12 protein-coding genes are annotated in these 18,498 nt (G+C 64.0%); 9 read left to right on the top strand and 3 right to left on the bottom strand.

Annotated features, from left to right (window positions below; all coding sequences use genetic code 11):
- Positions 1-1,504 (bottom strand): GAF domain-containing protein (locus VFZ66_21135; GenBank protein ID HEX6291703.1); only part of this gene is annotated, 1,504 nt, incomplete at its 3' end.
- Between the two features lie 332 nt (positions 1,505-1,836).
- Between VFZ66_21135 and VFZ66_21130 the strand changes: the two genes are divergently transcribed.
- The 4 genes from VFZ66_21130 (at position 1,837) to VFZ66_21115 (ending at position 8,911) form a co-directional block, all read left to right on the top strand.
- Positions 1,837-4,665 carry a cation-translocating P-type ATPase gene (locus tag VFZ66_21130; protein ID HEX6291702.1) on the top strand — a complete coding sequence of 943 codons (2,829 nt, stop codon included), beginning with the start codon at positions 1,837-1,839 and terminating at the stop codon, positions 4,663-4,665.
- A 148-nt stretch (positions 4,666-4,813) separates the two neighbouring features.
- Complete coding sequence (locus VFZ66_21125) at positions 4,814-5,641, top strand: TIGR00730 family Rossman fold protein (GenBank protein HEX6291701.1); 828 nt, start codon at positions 4,814-4,816, stop codon at positions 5,639-5,641.
- 290 nt (positions 5,642-5,931) lie between these two features.
- Positions 5,932-6,840: an arginase gene (rocF, locus tag VFZ66_21120; protein ID HEX6291700.1), complete on the top strand. Its 909-nt coding sequence runs from the start codon at positions 5,932-5,934 to the stop codon at positions 6,838-6,840.
- Between the two features lie 739 nt (positions 6,841-7,579).
- Complete coding sequence (locus VFZ66_21115) at positions 7,580-8,911, top strand: arginine decarboxylase (GenBank protein ID HEX6291699.1); 1,332 nt, start codon at positions 7,580-7,582, stop codon at positions 8,909-8,911.
- 236 nt (positions 8,912-9,147) lie between these two features.
- On the opposite strand, the gene VFZ66_21110 is transcribed toward VFZ66_21115, so the two are convergent.
- Positions 9,148-10,758 carry a gamma-glutamyltransferase family protein gene (locus VFZ66_21110; GenBank protein ID HEX6291698.1) on the bottom strand — a complete coding sequence of 537 codons (1,611 nt, stop codon included), beginning with the start codon at positions 10,756-10,758 and terminating at the stop codon, positions 9,148-9,150.
- Positions 10,759-10,978: 220 nt separating this feature from the next.
- On the opposite strand from VFZ66_21110, the gene VFZ66_21105 reads away from it, so the two are divergent.
- Positions 10,979-11,485, top strand: a complete 507-nt coding sequence (locus tag VFZ66_21105) for a histidine phosphatase family protein (GenBank protein HEX6291697.1) — start codon at positions 10,979-10,981, stop codon at positions 11,483-11,485.
- Between the two features lie 206 nt (positions 11,486-11,691).
- Positions 11,692-13,257 (top strand): sialidase family protein, encoded by a 1,566-nt coding sequence (locus tag VFZ66_21100; protein ID HEX6291696.1) that lies wholly within the window; start codon positions 11,692-11,694, stop codon positions 13,255-13,257.
- Positions 13,258-13,382: 125 nt separating this feature from the next.
- Here the strand turns inward: VFZ66_21100 and VFZ66_21095 are convergent, their stop codons facing one another.
- Positions 13,383-14,207, bottom strand: a complete 825-nt coding sequence (locus tag VFZ66_21095; protein ID HEX6291695.1) for an SURF1 family protein — start codon at positions 14,205-14,207, stop codon at positions 13,383-13,385.
- A 190-nt stretch (positions 14,208-14,397) separates the two neighbouring features.
- Between VFZ66_21095 and VFZ66_21090 the strand changes: the two genes are divergently transcribed.
- The 3 genes from VFZ66_21090 (at position 14,398) to VFZ66_21080 (ending at position 18,476) form a co-directional block, all read left to right on the top strand.
- Positions 14,398-15,285 (top strand): dihydrodipicolinate synthase family protein, encoded by an 888-nt coding sequence (locus VFZ66_21090; protein ID HEX6291694.1) that lies wholly within the window; start codon positions 14,398-14,400, stop codon positions 15,283-15,285.
- Positions 15,282-16,082 carry a GNAT family N-acetyltransferase gene (locus VFZ66_21085; GenBank protein HEX6291693.1) on the top strand — a complete coding sequence of 267 codons (801 nt, stop codon included), beginning with the start codon at positions 15,282-15,284 and terminating at the stop codon, positions 16,080-16,082. Before VFZ66_21090 ends, VFZ66_21085 begins: the two co-directional genes overlap by 4 nt.
- Before the next feature lie 120 nt (positions 16,083-16,202).
- On the top strand, positions 16,203-18,476 hold the full coding sequence (locus VFZ66_21080) for a GAF domain-containing sensor histidine kinase (protein ID HEX6291692.1): 2,274 nt from the start codon (positions 16,203-16,205) through the stop codon (positions 18,474-18,476).
- Positions 18,477-18,498: the final 22 nt, after the last annotated feature.

Genomic DNA, 18,498 nt, shown 5'->3' with positions numbered 1-18,498 from the left:
CCTCGACCACCCGATGCTGCGCCAGCTCCAGGTCGCGGTTCGCCTGCTCCAGCTCGCGCAGCCGCCGCTGATCGCGCTCGATCAGCCGCGCATTTTGCATCACCAGCGCCACCTGCTGCGCGATGCTGCCCAGGAGCGCCGCCTGACGCTGATCGAAGACATTGGGGCTATAGCTCTGCACCATCAGCAGGCTCATGAACGAGCCGTCCGCCGCGTGAATCGGCGCGCCGATCACCGCCTGGGTCTGCGGCTGATCCAGATCGCCGATCCGATTCCACGAGATCCCTGCGGCGCGCATCTCATGCTCGTTGTTGAAGAGCACCGGCCCCGATTGCTGCAAAATATATCGGCTCAGGCTGTGCGGCGGGATCTGCGTGCCGATCACTTCGTTCTGATACAGGCTGCCGGTTTCTTTCATCAGCGACGCGATCACGTGGTACTCTGGATCGAACACGAACAGAATATAGACATGCTCAGGAAACGATTGCTCCAGGGCTACCATCGCGCTTTCGAGCGCCGTGCCGACATCATGCGCGCGGCCCAGCGCCTCGGATAGCTCCGTCTGCGCCGTCAGCACCGTAATCTCACGGTCGCGCTGCTGGAGCAGCATAGCCTTCTCGATCGCAATGGCGACGGCAGTGGCGACATGCTCCAGAAAATGCTGATCGTGCTCGCTGTAGATATTGGCTTCGTGGTGTTGGAGGCTCATAAAGCCCACGACCCGTCCATCGCTGATCTGCATGGGTACGCCGAGCCACGAGTGGATCGGAACGTCGCTGCCGAAGCTCACAAGCTCGATATCGGGATAGTGCTGGATTTCCTCGCGCACGTCGGCAAAGCGCAGCGATTGGCGCTGGCGGATGATATAGCCTTGCAGGCCGTTGGAGACAGGCCCGACGAGATTATCGACGTAGACCTGGCCTGCATCGACGATGTACGATAGCACGTTCATCTGCTGCGCGGAGTCGTAGACCGTTGCCACAAACGTGCTGAAGGGCAGCGAGGTCTTGAGCGCATCGTAGGCTCCCGCGAGCACGGCCTGGAGCTCTTGCTGAGCGTTAGCAACCTGGCATAGCCGCACGAGGGTGGCTTTTTCCGAGCGGGCACGACGCTCTAAGCTGCGCAGGTGCCAGGTGTTGAGGATCGTGCCAAGCCGCGAGCCCAGGACGTGTAGCTCGATTTCAGATCCTGCTGCGGCATCTTCCAGGCTGAGCACGCCGATCATCTGGCTGCCGATCCGCACGGGGCTGCTATTGGACGGAAATTCTGTCGGCTGTGTCATCTCGCCGCGCCTGAGCCACGCCTGAAGCTGCGCCACATCGGTGATGCGAAAGGGCTGTCGATGATGAATCGGCGGCAAGCATAAGCGCAGCCGATGCTGGTAGGCGCTATCCAGCGCTTCGAGCAGGGGCAGCGCGGCTTCTGGGTCGGGGCAGGCAATCAACTGATTGAAGATAGCAAGAACATCGTCAGTCAGAGCAATTGACGAGACGGCAGAGTTCACAGAGGTTCCTTTGTTACAATGCATGGCAAGACGAGCGTCACACACGGGGCGAGCGTGGTACGTGTGTCCAACGATATACCATGTATTGAACCATTCTCCAAATGTGACAGTATGGCACGCATAGCCCAAATGGTCCTAGCTCTTTAGGACCCCGAGGGTAGTACCGCCGATTTTGGGATACTATGTAGTAATCTCGTCTGCGGAAGCCAGTCCGAGGTGAGGCTTCGGCGCTCGCGTGTGCCCCGATCGTGCTATGCTTGAGATGGGCGGCCATAGCGTCGCCGGGCAAACATCTTCGATCATCGAGTAGCGAGCGGCGCAACGGAGTGCAGATGGCAACCATACACGAGCAAGAGATCGAGCAGGTAGCGGCGTATCAGGCGACGATCGATCAGGTTGCGAGGATGCTGGAAACCGATCCGCGGCGTGGCCTGAGCGCGCAGGCAGCCCGCGAGCGGCTGGAGCGCTACGGCTCCAATGAGCTGAAGGCCGAGGAGCCGGTTCCCGCCTGGCGGCGCTTCCTGGCGCAGTTTCAGGACGTGCTGGTGATTCTGCTGCTGATCGCGACGGCGATCTCGGTTGGCCTGTGGATCTACGAGCGCGACTCGGCGCTGCCCTACGAGGGGCTGGTTATTTTTTCGATCGTGCTGCTGAACGGCGTGCTGGGCTATGTGCAGGAGATGCGCGCCGAGCAGGCCGTGGCGGCGCTGCGGGCGATGTCGGCGGCGCAGGCCGTGGTGGTGCGCGACGGTCAGCGCCAGCGTATGCCGGCGACCGAGCTGGTGCCCGGCGATCTGATCCTGATCGAGGAGGGCGACACGATCCCCGCCGACGCGCGTCTGGTTCAGTCGACCGCGCTGCAAGCCGCCGAGGCTTCGCTGACGGGCGAGAGTCTGCCTGTCTCGAAAGATATCGCGCCGATCGAGTCAGAGGTCGGCCTGGGCGATCGGCATAATATGATCTTCAGCGGCACGGCGGCAACGTATGGGCGCGGCAGCGCGATCGTGGTTGCGACCGGCATGCAGACCGAGATGGGCAAGATCGCTGGTCTGCTCCAGCAGACCGAGACGCAGACGACGCCGCTCCAGAAGGAGCTTGATCGCACCGGGAAGCTGCTCGGCATCGTCGTGCTGATCATCGCGGCGATCGTCGTCGTGGCGATCATTCTGGTGCAGGGCATCCGCGACTTCGGGGCGATCGTCGATGTGCTGATCCTGGGCGTGGCGCTGGCGGTGGCGGCGGTGCCCGAAGGGCTGCCTGCGATCGTCACGGCGGTTCTGGCGATCGGGGTGCAGCGCATGGCCCGGCGCAATGCGATCGTGCGCAAGCTGCCAGCCGTAGAAACGCTGGGCTCGGCCACGGTGATCGCCTCCGACAAGACCGGCACGCTGACGGCCAACGAGATGACGGTGCGCACGGTGGTGACGGCGAGCGGTCGCGTCGATCTTAGCGGCACCGGCTACGCGCCGCAGGGCGAGATCCGGCAGGATGGGCATCCGGTGGAGGATGCCGCGCTTCAGGCCGAGGTTCGTCGCACGCTGCGGGCAGCCGATCGCGCCAACAACGCCGCGTTGCAGGAGCGCGACGGGCGCTGGATCATCCAGGGCGATCCCACTGAAGGCGCGCTGATCGTCGCGGCGCGCAAGGTTGGGCTGGAGGCGCGGGCGCTCGACTCGCGCTTCGAGCGCGTGGGCGAGGTGCCTTTCTCCTCCGAGCGCAAGCTGATGTCCACGGTCCATCAGGATGCCGACCGGCAGGAGCGGCTGATCGTGTTTACCAAGGGCGCTCCCGATGTGCTGCTGCCGCGCTGCTCCCACGAATTGCTCGGCGACGAGACACGTCCGCTCACGCCGGAGCGTCAGGCGGAGATCCAGACGATCAACGAGCAGCTAGCCGGTGAGGCGCTGCGCACGCTGGGTATTGCCTTCCGGTCGCTGCCACGCGATGCGCTCAGCAGCGATGTGGACGATGGCGTCGAGCATGAGCTGGTCTTTCTAGGTCTGGTCGGGATGATCGATCCGCCGCGTCCCGAAGTGCGCGATGCGGTCGAGCGGGCCGGGCGCGCTGGAATCCGCCCGATCATGATCACCGGCGATCATCCGAAGACCGGGCTGGCGATTGCGCGCGAGCTGGGCATTGCCGCCAACGATCGGGTGATGACCGGCACGCAGCTTGAAAAGCTTGACGATGCCGCGCTGGAACAGGCCGTGCGCGATACATCGGTCTTTGCGCGGGTCAATCCCGAACATAAGCTGCGGATCGTCGATGCGCTTCAGCGCAACCAGCATGTGGTTGCCATGACCGGCGACGGCGTTAACGATGCGCCCGCGCTCAAAAGGGCGGATATCGGCGTGGCGATGGGCATCACCGGCACCGACGTGTCGAAGGAGGCCGCCGATATGGTGCTGGCCGACGACAACTTTGCCTCGATTGTGGCGGCGGTCGAGGAGGGCCGTGCCATCTTTGCCAACATCCAGAAGTTCCTGCGCTATCTGCTCTCGTCCAATATCGGCGAGGTCTTCACGATGTTTTTTGGCGTTGTGCTCAGCGGCGTGCTCGGTCTGTCCGGTGCAGGCGAGGTGGTGGTGCTGCCGCTGCTGGCGACGCAGATCCTATGGATCAACCTTGTCACCGACGGCCCGCCCGCGCTGGCGCTGGGCCTCGATCCCGCCGATCCCGATGTCATGACCAGGCCGCCGCGACCGCAGGGCAGCGGCGTGATCACGCCGCGCATGTGGGCGGGTATCGTATTTGTGGGGCTGGTGATGGCGGTGGGCACGCTGCTGGTGCTCGACGGCGCGCTGCCGGGCGGCCTGCTCGACGGCGACGGCGATCTGCCCTATGCCCGCACGCTGGCCTTTACGACGCTGATGCTCTTTCAGCTCTTCAACGTCTTCAACGCCCGCTCCGACGAGCGCAGCGCCTTTCAGATGCTGCTGCGGCATACGCATAACTGGTGGCTGTGGGGCGCGATTGCGCTCTCGCTGGCGCTGCATCTGCTGGTGATCTATGTGCCGTTCTTGCAGCGGGCGTTCTCCACGGTTGGGCTGAGCCTCGGCGATTGGCTGCTGTGTACGGCGGTGGCAAGCTCGGTCTTATGGCTGCGCGAGCTGAGCAAGCTGATCATACCCGGCAGCGCTCAGGGATCGGGGGCGGGGTGAGAAGGGAACAGGGGAGTTAATCCGTTGTTCGTTTGTTCTTCGTTCCTTTGTTCCAGGCAATGCTCGTGGCATAGCTTCTGCACGAACACATGGCAGCATATAGCGTTTTGTAAGACGTGTGTAGAAGGTGAAGTGGACGATGGAGAAGATGAAACCTCATCGAGGACAGGCTGAGCGCTATGCCGACGATCCGGCGCTGAATCGCGCGGCGCGTACCGGTCGGCGCACCGAAGACCAGCAGCTTCTCGCGCCACCGCCGCCGGAGCAGGTGATCTTCACGCACACCGATCCCTGGCGCGTGATGCGGATCTTGGGAGAGTTTGTCGAGGGCTTCGACGAGCTAGCCGGGCTGGGGCCTGCCGTCTCGATCTTCGGCTCGGCGCGGGTCGGGCCCGATCACCCGCAGTACCAGGCGGCGGTCGAGGTGGCGCGGCTGCTGGGCGAGGCCGGCTTTGCGATCATCACCGGCGGCGGTCCGGGGATTATGGAGGCGGGCAACCGTGGAGCGCGGGCGGCTGGCGCACAGTCGATTGGCCTCAATATCGAGCTGCCCTTCGAGCAGGGCACGAACCCGTATGTCGATCTGGCGATCAACTTTCGCTACTTCTTTGTGCGCAAGACGATGTTCGTCAAGTACGCGCAGGGCTTTGTGATCTTTCCCGGCGGCTTCGGCACGATAGATGAGCTGTTCGAGGCGCTGACGCTGATCCAGACCGATAAGGTACAGAACTTTCCGATCATTCTCTTTGGCTCGGCCTACTGGCAGGGATTGCTCGACTGGCTGCGGGCGACGATGCTGAGCGAAGGCAAGATCGCCGCCGCCGACCTCGATCTGATGGTCGTCACCGACTCGCCGACCGAGGTGCGCGATCTGATCGTTCAGGCGGCGCGGGAGCAGGGCCAGCGGACGCAGCAGGAAGAAGGCGCGCGAGAGGCCACACGCCAGGCGCTCAGCACGCATCCGTCAGCCCGGTGATCTCCAGTCTCCTCCGCGAGCGCGGCGATACCTGATGTGCCGGGTATCGCCGTGCCGCCGCTAGCGTATCTTCTCACCAGCCGGTACTATATAGATCTCATCGACATAGTGAAGGCGCATCTGGCTGATCCGCCCGGATCGGCACGCTTGTGCTAGAGCGCCGATAAGCCGGGGCGGGTGCCCTCTGGGCGGTGGGCGTCCTCCAAATTTCCCGTTCTGATGCAGAATCGCTCGTTTCCGAACGGGCGCCTTCTTCTGCACGAGATACATGATGCTCAAAGGAGAGCGGTATGGACATCGATCTGATTGGTGTTCCCCTGGATTTTGGCGCGGGGCGGCGCGGCGTGGACATGGGGCCGAGCGCGATCCGCTATGCCGGTCTGTGCCAGGGGCTGGGGGCGCTGGGTCATGTGGTGGTCGATCATGGGAATCTGACGGTGCCGGTCCACGAGACGTGCGAGCCCGGCGATCCCAAGCTGAAGCACCTGGAGCCGATCGTGGGCGTGTGCCAGCGGCTGGCAGACCGGGTGGCGCAGAGCATGGCGGAGAACCGGCTGCCGCTCGTGCTGGGCGGCGACCATAGCCTGGCGCTCGGCTCAGTGATCGGCGCGGCGCGCGGGCGGAAGCTTGGCCTGATCTGGCTGGACGCGCACGGCGACTTCAACACGCACGAGACGACACCGTCGGGCAATATTCACGGCATGCCTCTGGCGGCGCTCTGTGGCTATGGCGCGCAGCAGCTTGTGACGCTCGGCGGCGTCGAGGGGCAGCAGGCCAAGGTCGATCCGCATAACATTGCGATCATCGGCGCGCGCGATCTCGACGCGCACGAGAAGCTGCTGCTGCGCCGATCGGGCGTGGCGGTCTACTCGATGGAGGAGATCGACCGCTTTGGCATCAACGAGGTGCTGTGTCGGGCGATCGATCTGACGTGCCGGGGCACGGATGGGATCTACCTCAGCCTGGATCTGGACGGCATCGACCCGATGTTCGCGCCCGGCGTGGGCACGCCCGTGCCAGGTGGCCTGACCTTCCGCGAGGCGCATCTGGCGGTGGAGCTGGTGGCCGAGACGAAGCGCCTGGTCGGTATGGATCTGGTCGAGGTCAATCCAATCCTCGACAAGACCAACATGACCGGCGAGCTTGCGGTTCAGCTTGCGCTCTCGGCCTTCGGCAAGCGGATCTGGGGGAGAGGGTAAGAACAAAGAACAAAGAACAAGGGAACCAGGGCTGAAACTCACTGTTCCTTTGTTCGCCTGTTCGCTTGTTTGCTTGCTCGTTTTCCCCGCTTGACAATCAGCTAAAACAGGGTACAATCTTACATCGCGGTTGCAAAATCGCATCGGTATTCGGGCCCGTTCGGCGCAGCGGTCGTCAATAGTCGAGATGGTCTCACACGACGACGCATGCCCGTGATGACCAGTTCTTTAGATGGAAAACCACACAACCGTGGTCTGGTCCAATCCGAATCGGGCGTTCCCCCAGGTGTTATGGACGTTTGCTGTACAACGAACCGCTTCAATAGATTGCAGGGAAGCGTTCTGCACTTTCGCCAGCGCCGGGGTCGAGCGCGTGGGCCAATGCGGCTGCATTAGCTCGTGTCCAACCTCTCGTAACCTCTCGCCCCGAGCATCCTGGCTTCGGGGCTTCTTCATGCCCAAAATTGCATAGCGCGCCTGCTCGTGGAGCGGTTCTCTCAACGAAACTGGTTATTCTTTTTTGTGCTTATGGGAGGATCTATTCGAATTGGAGCAGACATATCGTGAGTACCTTCAGGCCCGCTATGGTATCGATGGCAACGGGTTATTGAACGAATTTATCAGCCGCCGCGACGGCAAGCTGATGTTCGCCAATGTGGATTTGGAGGCTCTGGTGGCTGAGCATGGCGCTCCACTAGAGATTGCATATTGTCCGCTCATTACTGAGCAAGTACAACGCATGAACGCTGTGGCAGAGCAGGCCCGCGCCCAGACGGATTATGACGGCAGCTTCATCTACGCCTACGCAACGAAAGCCAACTTTAGCGAAGAAGTGGTCCGCACCGCGCTTGAGGCCGGTGTCCACTACGAAACGTCGTCGGTAGCCGACGTTCGGATCGCGACCGATCTGTGGCGACGCGGTACGCTCCCTGGCGAACGATATGTCTTCTGCAACGGCTCGAAAGAGCACGATTACGTCACGGCCATTATTAAGCTGCGTCTGGCCGGCAACACCAACGCCGTGCCGGTCCTGGACGATCTGGACGAGTGGGCGACCTATCGCGCGTGTCCCGCGCCGATGGGCATCGGCGTGCGGGCGCGTGAGTACGCCAAGTGCGCGGGCGGCGATCGCTTTGGTCTGCTGCCCGACGAGATCGACGAGGTGGTGACGACGCTGGCGGGCACGCCTCATCGGCTGGTGCTCTATCACGCGATGGTTGGCTCGCAGCTCGAAGATCAGGACGCCTGGCTGTCGAAGCTGACGGGCGCGGTCGAGGCCTACTGTGAGCTGCGACGGCGCGTGCCGACGCTGCATATGTTCAGCTTCGGCGGCGGCATGCCCACCTCGGCCTACGATCTGGGCTTCGAGTTCGACTATGCCGCGTTTATGAATCGGCTCTTCGCGACGATCGCGGCGACCTGCGCGCGCTACGACGTGCCGGTGCCGGATCTGGTCGGCGAGTTCGGGCGCTACACCGTGGCCTCGCACAGCATGTACCTGCTGGAGGTCGGCAAGGTCAAGCGAGGCCGCGACGGCGACGCGCCCTGGTATCTGCTCAACGGCTCCCTGATGGTCAGCGCGCCCGACACGCTGATCGTCGACGATCAGCAGTTCATCGTGCTGCCGCTCGACGGCTGGGACGAGCGCGCGCAGGAGGTTCGGCTGGGCGGTCGGCGCACCTGCGACTCGGACGATGTCTACCCGCAGCCGGGCCAGGAGCCGCTGGTGCTGCCCAAGACCAGCGGCGGCCAGATCATCGCGGTCTTTGGCGTGGGCGCGTATCAGTCGATGCTTGGGGGCAAGGGCGGCGCGCATCACTGCCTCAACCCGGAGATGAAGCGGGTGATCATCGAGCAGGAGGGCGATCGGCTGGTGACACGGGTGATCGAGCAGCAAAGCCTGACGCAGATCATGACGGCTTTGGGCTACGGCACCGAGACGCAGCCCGCGCGGGTGCGCCGTACACCGGCTCCGCGAGTTCGCCGCCCCGATACGTGGCGCACGGTTATTCGCATGAGCGATCAGCGGCGCATGCTGCCGGAGTCGAGCGGTCTGGTGCTGACGAACTGAGCCATCGGCAATTTCGACGTACACCCCAGGATGATTGAGGTCATCCTGGGGTATTTGTTTAACCGATGCGATCTGGCGCTTGACTCTCCGGTTAGAGGAGGTTGTATCGTAGAGCATACAAGCTTGTTGGCCGATTGTGTACACACTACGCTACCGAGATTCAGCTTCCGGTGGAGAAGATCTGATCCACGTCTGGGGGCGCGAGGGTCACGCCAGGCCGTGACCCTCGCTTGTGCTCAGTAGCCGACCGCCGCGCCGTCGGTGCGCCCGTCGCTGCCCGCGACGTACGCGCCTGAGGGCAAGCGCCAGATAATCTGCCCGCGTCCGAAGGTGCCCGCCTCCTGGCTGACCGTCACAGCGTGGCCCTGCTCGCGGAGCTGCTGCACGATCTCCTGGTCTACGCCCGCCTCGACCTCGATCGCGCGGCCCTGCGCCCAGTACCAGCGCGGCGCGTCGAGGCTGGCCTGCGGGCTGAGGCCGTAATCGATCGTGTTGACGATCATCTGCACATGGCCCTGTGGCTGCATATGGCCGCCCATCACGCCGAACGGCCCGATCGCCGTGCCCTGGCGCGTTAGAAAGCCCGGAATGATCGTGTGAAACGGACGCTTGCCGGGTTCGACCTGATTGGGATGCCCGGCCTGGAGCGTGAAGCCCGCGCCCCGGTTTTGCAGCGCGATGCCGCTGCCAGGCACCACAATGCCCGATCCAAAGCCCATGTAGTTCGACTGGATCATGCTGACCATCATGCCATCGCCGTCTGCGGTGCAGAGATAGACCGTGCCGCCGCGCAGCGGATCGCCCGACTCCGGTTCGAGCGCCCGCTCGTTGATCAGCGTGCGCCGCTGGTTGGCATACTCCTTCGAGAGCAGCGCCTCGGTAGGCACCGGCACCCGCTCAGGATCGGCGATGTAGCGCTGAGCGTCGGCAAAGGCCAGCTTAATCGCCTCGATCTGGAGATGGTAGCTCTGCACCGACTCGCGCGGAAAACGATCCAGCGGAAAGCCCTCAAGCAGATTGAGCGCGATCAATGCGGTTAGGCCCTGGCCGTTCGGCGGAATCTCCCACACGTCGTAGCCGCGATAGCTCGTGCTGATCGGGTCGACCCACGTGCTGGCGTGGCGCGCAAGATCATCGGCGGTCAGCAGCCCGCCGGTCTGCGCCGCGAACCGCGCGGTCGTTTGAGCGGTGACGCCACGGTAGAAGTCGTCGGCCTGCGATTCGCCGATCAGGCTGAGCGTGCGGGCATGATCGAGGCTGCGCCAGATCTCACCGGCCTGCGGCGCGCGTCCTGCGGGCGCAAACGTCGCGGCCCAGCCGCTAAACTCTACCTCGGTATTGCCGCGATACGCCTGCTCGGCGCGATTCCAGTAGCGAGCCAGCACCGGAGAGACGGGATAGCCCTGCTCGGCGTACGAGATCGCCGGTTCCAGCAGCATCGAGAAGCGCAGCTTGCCGAAGCGCTTGTGGAGATCGCGCCAGGCGGCGGGAGCGCCCGGCACCGTCACCGGCAGCCAGCCGCGCGTGGGCATCGCGATGTGTCCGTGGCGTCGAACGGCATCCAGCGTCAACGCGGCAGGAGCGCGCCCCGAACCATTCAGCCCATGCAGCCTCACGCCATCCCACACCAGGGCAAAGGCATCGCCGCCGATGCCGTTGGAGGTTGGCTCCAGCACCGTCAGCGCGGCTGCGGTCGCAATCGCGGCATCTACGGCATTGCCGCCCTGGCGCAGCATCGCCAGCCCGGCCTGCGCCGCAAGCGGCTGGCTCGTCGCCACGACGCCGTGTGTTGCAAAGAGCGGCTGGCGCGCGCTGGGATACGGTAGGGTAGAGAAATCGAGTTGCATACGGTAGCCCTTCTGCTCGAAGGCGCTCCACAGGGGCGGAGCGCGACCCAAGGAAGTGCTCTCCATTGTAGCATGTGCCGATCCGCCGAACGAGCAGGTTGCGACAAGCCAAAGCGGTGGTGACAGAGCGCTGGCTCGGATGGTACAGTCAGGCTGCCGAATAAACGGGACGACCGAACGCGGCCCAGGAGATGTCGCGTTCGCGCCTGGAGACTATGCGATGTATCTGTATTTGATTCGTCACGCGCAGCCACACTACAGCGCGCCCGGGCCGTACCATCTGCCGCCGGGGCCGGGATTGACCGACGACGGGATCGTGCAGGCGGCGCGGCTTGGCCCGATGCTGTCGCGCTCCGGCATCGAGCGGGTGGTTAGCTCGCCGCTGCGCCGCTGCGTGATGACCGCCGAGACGCTGGCTGCGGCGCTGCAACTTGACGTCGTGATCGACGGGGATCTGCGCGAGGGACAGCCCGAAGAGGCGACCGCCGATGTGACGGTGCGCATGCTGCGGGCGGCGCTGGCCCAGGCCGATGCGCGGGTGGTGGCGCTCGTCTCGCACAACGCGCCGCTGGTCTATCTGCTGCAAGCGCTGACCCATGATGACGTGCGCCTGCCGCCCAAGGATCGGCGTGGCAACCAACTGGCCGAGTGTATGGTCTGGAGCGTGTATAACCGGGGCGGTCGCTGGCGGGCACAACATCTGCCGCCTGAGGGCACCCGCTGCTGACTCCGACCGGATGCCGATACACGCGCTGTGCAGGAGGAGAAGAACGAAGGAACAAACAAAGAACAAGGGAGGGCCGAGAACCAAGAGCCGGGGAAAGCGAACAAGCACAAAGGAGTCGGGGGAAGGTACGTGCTGCCATACCAAGCGCCAAGCCCGAAACTACGGTACAGTTATGCTAAGCAAGCTTAGAGCTAGGAATTGGTTTGATGCAGCAGAAGCGCTCTCTTCGCCAATTATTCGCCAAAATTGTTGTGTGCCTGTGCGCGCTGGTGCTCGGCGTGCTCAGCAGTGTCGCGCTGTGGACCGCTGTCCCGACGGCTCCCGCACCTGTCGCCCCGACCGCAGTGGGCGCGTACGGAGGAGCTGCGACGCCGGTTCCAACGGCGCTGCCGCCAAGCGCGACGCCGACCGCACCGCCCGCGACACCGACCGCCCAGGCTGTAGCGCCGCTCCCGGCTCCCGCCGCCGATGTGCCCAATGTGCGGGTCAGCGCGGGCAAGTTCACGGCTCATAGCGAGGTTTCGCTGGCGCAGAACCCACGCGATCCGCAGAATCTGGTCGGCGCTTCCAAGATGTTTACCGATAATCGAAATTATGTCTTTCGCATCGGCACCTACGCCTCATTCGACGGCGGCAACACCTGGGTCGACAACGGGCAACTGCCAGGGCTGGAGCGGTTCGGCGTCACCTCCGATCCGACCGTGACGTTCGACAGCGAGGGAACGGCCTATGTCGAGGTGCTGGCGGCGCGCGGTCCCGATCGGCGCTCGGCGCTCTATCTCTACACGTCGACGGATGGTGGCAAAAGCTGGTCTGCGCCGCAGCTTGTCGCGGACGATCCGACCGGCTTCAACGATAAGCAATGGCTGGCGGCGGATACCACGGGCGGAACTCACGACGGCATGCTCTACACCACGTGGATTCAGATCGTCGAGCAGAAGTATCGCGTGTTGTTTGCGCGCTCGGCGGACGGCGGCAAAAGCTGGTCCGCGCCGCACGAGCTGGCGGGCGAGGATGGCGTGACGCGCCAGGGGCCGATCGTGGCGGTGGGCGCGCGCGGCGAGGTCTATGTGCTGTGGAATAACCTGAGCGCCGATCAGATGGAGCTGGCGTTGTCGGTGGATGGCGGCGTGACGTTCGGGGACGTGCGGCAGGGCGTGTCGTTCCAAAATACGCGACCGCTCAACGGCAACCTGCGGAACGCGCTGGTGCTGGCGGGGTTTAGCGCCGATCCCAGGCAGCCCGGCACGCTCTACGCCGTGTGGTCCGACGGCAGGCTCGGCGACGCGGACATCCTGTTCAGCGTCTCGCGGGATGGCGGCGCGACCTGGCGTAGCCCGGTGGTGGTCAACGGCACGCAGCGCAACGATCAGTTTCAGCCCTGGGTGACGGCTAACGGCGCGGGCGAGATCTATGTGCAGTGGTTCGACCGGCGCGACGATCCGCAGAATCTGCTGGTGCATACCTACGCCGCGCGCTCGACCGACGGCGGTGCTACCTGGAGCGAGCTGCGCGTCACCGACACGGCCTCCGATCCGACTGTTGGGCTGCCGCTGGCAGGGGAAGCCGGATTCTACGGCGATTACCAGGCGCTCGTCGCGGATGCTGGCGGCGTGCAGCTTTTCTGGAACGAAACCCGCGACGGACAGCAGGAGGTCTATACCGCGCGCATCACGCCCGATCGCTGGGGCCTGCCCTATGTCGTGCCGCATGCAGGACCGACCCGCGACGACGGGCCTGCGCCGCCCGACGCGATCGAGGGCGAGGAGTAGGGCCGAAGCACAAAGAACCGGGTGCCAGGCGCACAAAGAACCAAACGAAAGAACCAAGAACGAAGCACCGAGCACCAAGCACCACGAACGGGAAACTTGGAACTCGACGACGCTTTGATTCTCCGCTACGGCTGCTCCGTCGGCTGGCGGCGCTGCTCGGCGCTCCGGGTTACTACCAGGGCCGCATAGCCGCCGACCAGGATCGCGGCAAACGAAAACCACTGGATTGCGTAGCTCAGGTGCGGCCCTTCGCCAAGCTCGATGCTCGGCTGTGGATGCGGCAGATCGGGCGCGCTCGGCTCCGGTAACTGCTCGATATAGAACGGCAGCAGCGGATACGGCATCTGCGTGGCGATGCGGGCAACATCGGCGCGGAACCAGGCGTCCAGCCGTCCATTCGTAGGCTGTTGATCCTGCGGCCCCCAGGTGCTCACCTGCGCCTGGGGCTTGCGCACCAGCCCGCGCACCGTCACCGTGCCAGCGACCTCGAAGGCTTTGCGCTCCTCAGGCCTGGCCTGTAGCAGCGGCACCCAGCCGCGATCGATCAGCACGCGCTGGTCGCTGCCCGCGATGCGCAGCGGCGTCAAAATATCCACGCCGGGCAGACCACCCCGCGAGCGATTGCGCAGCACAACCTCCTGGCTGTGATCGTACGTGCCGGTGACGACGACCGGGCGATACTCGGCGGCTTCGAGGTCGAGCGGCTGCCCGGTAAGCGCGATCGGCGGCTCATTGGTGCGGCTGCTGATCAGCGTGTTGATCGCGCGCCGCTGCTCAAGGCGGTCGAGCTGCCAGACGCCCAGCCGGATCAGGCCCAGCATCACGATGACGACGCCCAGCGTAATCCAGCGCCACTGCCTGTTCAGCAGCAGACGAGGGAGCGCGCGCCACTGTGCCGCCGACGAGGGCTCAGCGGCATCGTTTGTATCAAGTCTATGGAGCGAATCCATGGTGGATGACCTTTCGGCTGTTATGTTTGACAGTGCGTTCCTTTCACATTGTAACGCAGCGCGGGGAATACGGGGTGCCGCGCTCGAACGAGGTGCTCGGCGCATGATACGTGGCGAGCCCACACAGCGATGATTGAAACCTCGATCTGACCGCTTGCACATTTGTGGCAAATTCCGTATGCTTGATCGTATGGAAGATCTACAAGGTATCTTTGTGGCGGCGGTCACACCCTTCGATGCGCATGGTGTGTTCCAGCCCGCCTGGCAGGCCGAGCATTTCGCATGGTTGCAGGAGCATGGCATCGACGGCGTGCTGGTAGCCGGCACGAACGGAGAAGGGCCAAGCCTCAGCGCCGACGAGCGCCGGGCTGTGATCGATGCAGCGGTGAAGCAGCGCGGCAGCCTCCACCTGATCGCCGGGACGGGCACGCCCAGCCTCCCGGAGACGATCGCGCTGAGCCGCTATGCGCTTGAGGTCGGTGTGGACGCGGTGCTGATCGTGCCGCCCTACTATTTTCGCGATGTGCCGGACGCAGGGCTGATCCGCTACTATCGCGCGCTCTGCGATGCGCTTCCGCACAACGGACGGATGTTGTTCTACCATATTCCCAAGGTCAGCGGCGTGTCGATCTCGCACGAGGTGATCGCGAGCGTGCGTCGCAGCAATCCCCAGCAGTGCTACGGTATCAAGGATACCGGCGGCGATCCGGCTCAGACCCGCGAGCTGGTCGGCGCGTTTCCGCAGTTTCAGGTGCTCGGCGGCAGCGATCACCTGATGGCGGCAAATCTCCGCGCGGGCGTCAAAGGCCAGATCTCAGGTCTTGCCAATGCGTTTCCCGAACTCTTCAGCGGCCTGCTGCGCGCCTTTCGGGCGGGCCAGAATGTGGCGGAGTGGGAAGCACGCATCGACGCGGTGCGGACGGTATTCAAGCGCTATCCGCAGCACGCGGCGACCAAAACGCTGACGGCCTGGCGCGCTGGCCTGCCACGGGCCTATGTCAAGCCGCCGCTGATTGAGATGGCGTCGGAGCAACGTTCGGCTTTACAGCAAGAGATCGCAGCGCTAGACAACGCATGAACGAACATTTGCCGCATTACGCAGCAGCGGTAGACTTTCTGAGCCGGGACCCGCTCGCCAATCGCGAGCTGCTGCTGGCGCTACGCAGCGAGCCAGTCGAGCAGCTCCAGGTGGCGCGGCGCGATCAGGTGGCCGTGGGCGTGCTGATCGCCGGTCCCGGCCCATTCATCCCCGACCCGTACTGGATACGGCTGGACGCCTCCGACGAGGCCGCGCTTGATGTGCTGATGCAAGCCTTTGCGCTTACCGAGCGCCACACGCTCTCGATCCACCGGCCCTGGATTGGCGTGCTCCTCAGGGCACGGTATGGCATGCAGCCGAATGGCATGGGCGTATATGGCTACCTGCTGGATCGTGGACAGCTCGTAGCGCATGACCATGCTCAGGTGCGGATGCTCACGCCGCGCGATGTCGGGCTGGTCGAGCGTAGCCACTGCGGCTGGACCCGCAGCTATTTTCAGCGGCTCTTTGTCGCCGGGCGGCGACCATGGGCCATCGTGCAGGATGGAGCGATCGTCTGTCGTGCGTCGAGCGGCTATCCCGACGCCTATAGCGAAGAGGTGGTGGGCGTGTGGACTCATCCACGCTGGCGCGGGCGTGGATTGGCGCGCAGCCTGGTGAGCGCGGTTGCGGCGGATATTCTGGAGCGCGTATCATACGCCGCCTACACCACCACCTATGATAACCTGTCGTCGCAAGCGGTGGCGCGGACAGTCGGGTTTCGCCTGTGCTTTGCGGCGGATTCGTACCAGATGCGGTCACACGCGCTGGCTAACCAAGAGGCTACTGCCGGATAGTCCGATGTTAGGCCATGGTATAGGACTTCTGCAAGCCAAGGAAGCGCTGCGATCGACATATAATCTGTATAACCGCGTCTCGACGGCACTCGGCGGCACGCCCCCCTAGGATTGATGGGGATGAACTTGACTTCACGGCCTCGACTACGCACTCATTGGCGACGCAAAAGCGCGAGTGACCGCCAGACGCAGGAGTACTGCGGTTTCATCATGGCGGTCGGCGCGGCAAATGACGCTACGGCGGCTGCTCAGGCCGCCGCTGATGGGCTGCGCAGCCTTCTGGCAGCCGATCGAAGCGCGCTGGTGCTCTTCGATCGGCAAGCCGGCCCGCTCGTCACCGCCAATCCCACTGCATCCGAGGCCGCTCCACCCTTTGGCAGCGTTCACACGCCGCAGCTTGAGCGGCTGCTGCAAGATAGAAAAAGCCTGATCCTCTCCCAGACCCACGAAGAGTCCAGCCTGGCGCAGCCCGACCAGACCGAGCTGCCGACGATCCAGGCGCTCATCGCCGTGCCGATCATCGTTCAGCAGGCGATCGTCGCCGTGGTGAGCGTCGAGCAGTTCCAGCCGCGTGCGTGGCAGCCGAACGAGATCCTGCTCGTCGAGGCGATTGCCGGGCAACTGGCGCAACATCTGGAGCGTGTGCGTCTCGGCGAGGCGCTGGAGCGCCGCACGGAGGAGCTAACGGCGGTGGGTCATACCGCCGTCACGATCTCGTCGCAGCTTGATCTGCCCGTCACCCTCCATACGATTTTGGAGCAGGCAGCCCGTCTGACACGCTCGGACGCCGGGCTGCTGTATCTGTGTGATGAGGCGCGCGGCGAGCTGGAAGTCGTGGTCAGCTATCGTCTGGATCAGAACTACTGCGGTCAGCGCATCAAGCTTGGCGAGGGGCTGGCCGGGCGAGCCGCGCTGTCGCGCCAGATCGAGAGCGTGCCCGACTATGGGCGCTGGGAGGGCCGTATTCAGCGCTGGAGTAAAGGCCCGCTGCATGCCGTGATCGCGGTGCCGCTGTTGCACGACGAGCATGTTCTGGGCGTGATCGATCTGGTGCATTACAGGCCAAGCGGCGCGTTCAACGAGATCGACCAGGCGGTGGTCAAGCTGTTTGCCGTCCAGGCGGTCGTGGCGATTACCAACGCCCGGCTGTTCGATCAGGCGCAGCACTACGCCGACCGGATGGCCGCGCTGGCGAGGGCGTCGCAGTTGCTCGACGCGCAGGGCGATATGGCGGCATCGATCCAGCCGTTGGTCCAGGAGGGCATGAGCGTGCTCGGCGCCCAGGCGTGTCTGGTGATTCTATCCAGGCCGGGCCAGAGCCATGAGATGTACTACAAGGGTATTTCGGAGCGTGAGGCGGCGCTGCTGCGGCAGTACATCGCTCCTGAGTGCGCCTGTCGGACGGGCTCCTCAGAGGTGCGGACGGTCTACGATATTCGCGATATTATCCCAGCCGATGTGCTCGATCGGGTTGTGCTGGATGCTGGCTTTAGCAGCACGATTAGTCTACCGCTGATCCGCGAAGAGCGCCCGATCGGCTGCGTCAGCTATTTCTACAGCTTCCAGCATATCTGGAATCAGGACGAGATCGAGCTGGCGCGCGTCGTGGCAAACCAGATCGCGGCGATGATCACCAATGTGCAGCTCTACCACGAGGTCCACGAGGCCAACCGGCTGAAGGCCGATTTCGTGTCGACGGTCAGCCATGAGCTGCGCACGCCGATGGGCGCGATCATCGGGTACACCGAGATGCTGCTGAACGGCCTCTACGGCGACCTTCCGGCGTCGTTGTTCGAGCCGCTGATGCGCGTCAAAACCAATGCCGATCAACTGCTGACGCTGATCAATCAGATGCTCGATCTGTCGCGGATCGACGCGCACCGGCTGGAGCTCTTGCAGGAGCCCTACAACCTGCACGATCTGATCCAGTCCGTCACCGCGATTATGCAGCCGCTAGCGTTTGCGAAGTCGCTGCATTTCTATGCGAATATCGACCCCGCTGTGCCGCACATCCTGATCGGCGATGTCAGCCGTCTGCGCCAGATCCTGATCAACCTCGTCGGCAACAGCGTCAAGTTTACGAACCAGGGCAAGATCGAGATCCGCTGCTCGATCCGGCTGGATGGCGATCGACCGCTGCTGGTCTTCGAGGTGATCGATACCGGCATTGGCATTCCTGCCGATCAATTTGTCACGATCTGGGAGCCGTTCCGCCAGGGCAATAGCTCGACCACCCGCGAGTACAGCGGCACCGGCCTCGGCCTGGCGATCGTCCGCAAGCTGACGGAGCTGATGGAGGGTACCGCAGGTGTCACGAGCAGCGTCGGCGGCGGCAGCACGTTTACGATTACCCTGCCGCTGCTCACGCCGGAGCGCGACGGCTCCGGTATCTAATCGGCGGATGCTGGAAGCTTAT

The organism is Herpetosiphonaceae bacterium (assembly GCA_036374795.1).
Taxonomy (GTDB): domain Bacteria; phylum Chloroflexota; class Chloroflexia; order Chloroflexales; family Kallotenuaceae; genus LB3-1.
The sequence above is the reverse complement of the archived record's forward strand: the minus strand, read 5'-3'. Positions and strand labels throughout refer to the sequence as shown.

Coding starts and splice junctions, on each gene's coding strand:
- VFZ66_21130 (HEX6291702.1), top strand. CDS start 1,837: ATGGCAACCATACACGAGCAAGAGATCGAGCAGGTAGCGGCGTATCAG.
- VFZ66_21125 (HEX6291701.1), top strand. CDS start 4,814: ATGAAACCTCATCGAGGACAGGCTGAGCGCTATGCCGACGATCCGGCG.
- rocF (HEX6291700.1), top strand. CDS start 5,932: ATGGACATCGATCTGATTGGTGTTCCCCTGGATTTTGGCGCGGGGCGG.
- VFZ66_21115 (HEX6291699.1), top strand. CDS start 7,580: ATGAACGCTGTGGCAGAGCAGGCCCGCGCCCAGACGGATTATGACGGC.
- VFZ66_21110 (HEX6291698.1), bottom strand. CDS start 10,758: ATGCAACTCGATTTCTCTACCCTACCGTATCCCAGCGCGCGCCAGCCG.
- VFZ66_21105 (HEX6291697.1), top strand. CDS start 10,979: ATGTATCTGTATTTGATTCGTCACGCGCAGCCACACTACAGCGCGCCC.
- VFZ66_21100 (HEX6291696.1), top strand. CDS start 11,692: ATGCAGCAGAAGCGCTCTCTTCGCCAATTATTCGCCAAAATTGTTGTG.
- VFZ66_21095 (HEX6291695.1), bottom strand. CDS start 14,207: ATGGATTCGCTCCATAGACTTGATACAAACGATGCCGCTGAGCCCTCG.
- VFZ66_21090 (HEX6291694.1), top strand. CDS start 14,398: ATGGAAGATCTACAAGGTATCTTTGTGGCGGCGGTCACACCCTTCGAT.
- VFZ66_21085 (HEX6291693.1), top strand. CDS start 15,282: ATGAACGAACATTTGCCGCATTACGCAGCAGCGGTAGACTTTCTGAGC.
- VFZ66_21080 (HEX6291692.1), top strand. CDS start 16,203: ATGAACTTGACTTCACGGCCTCGACTACGCACTCATTGGCGACGCAAA.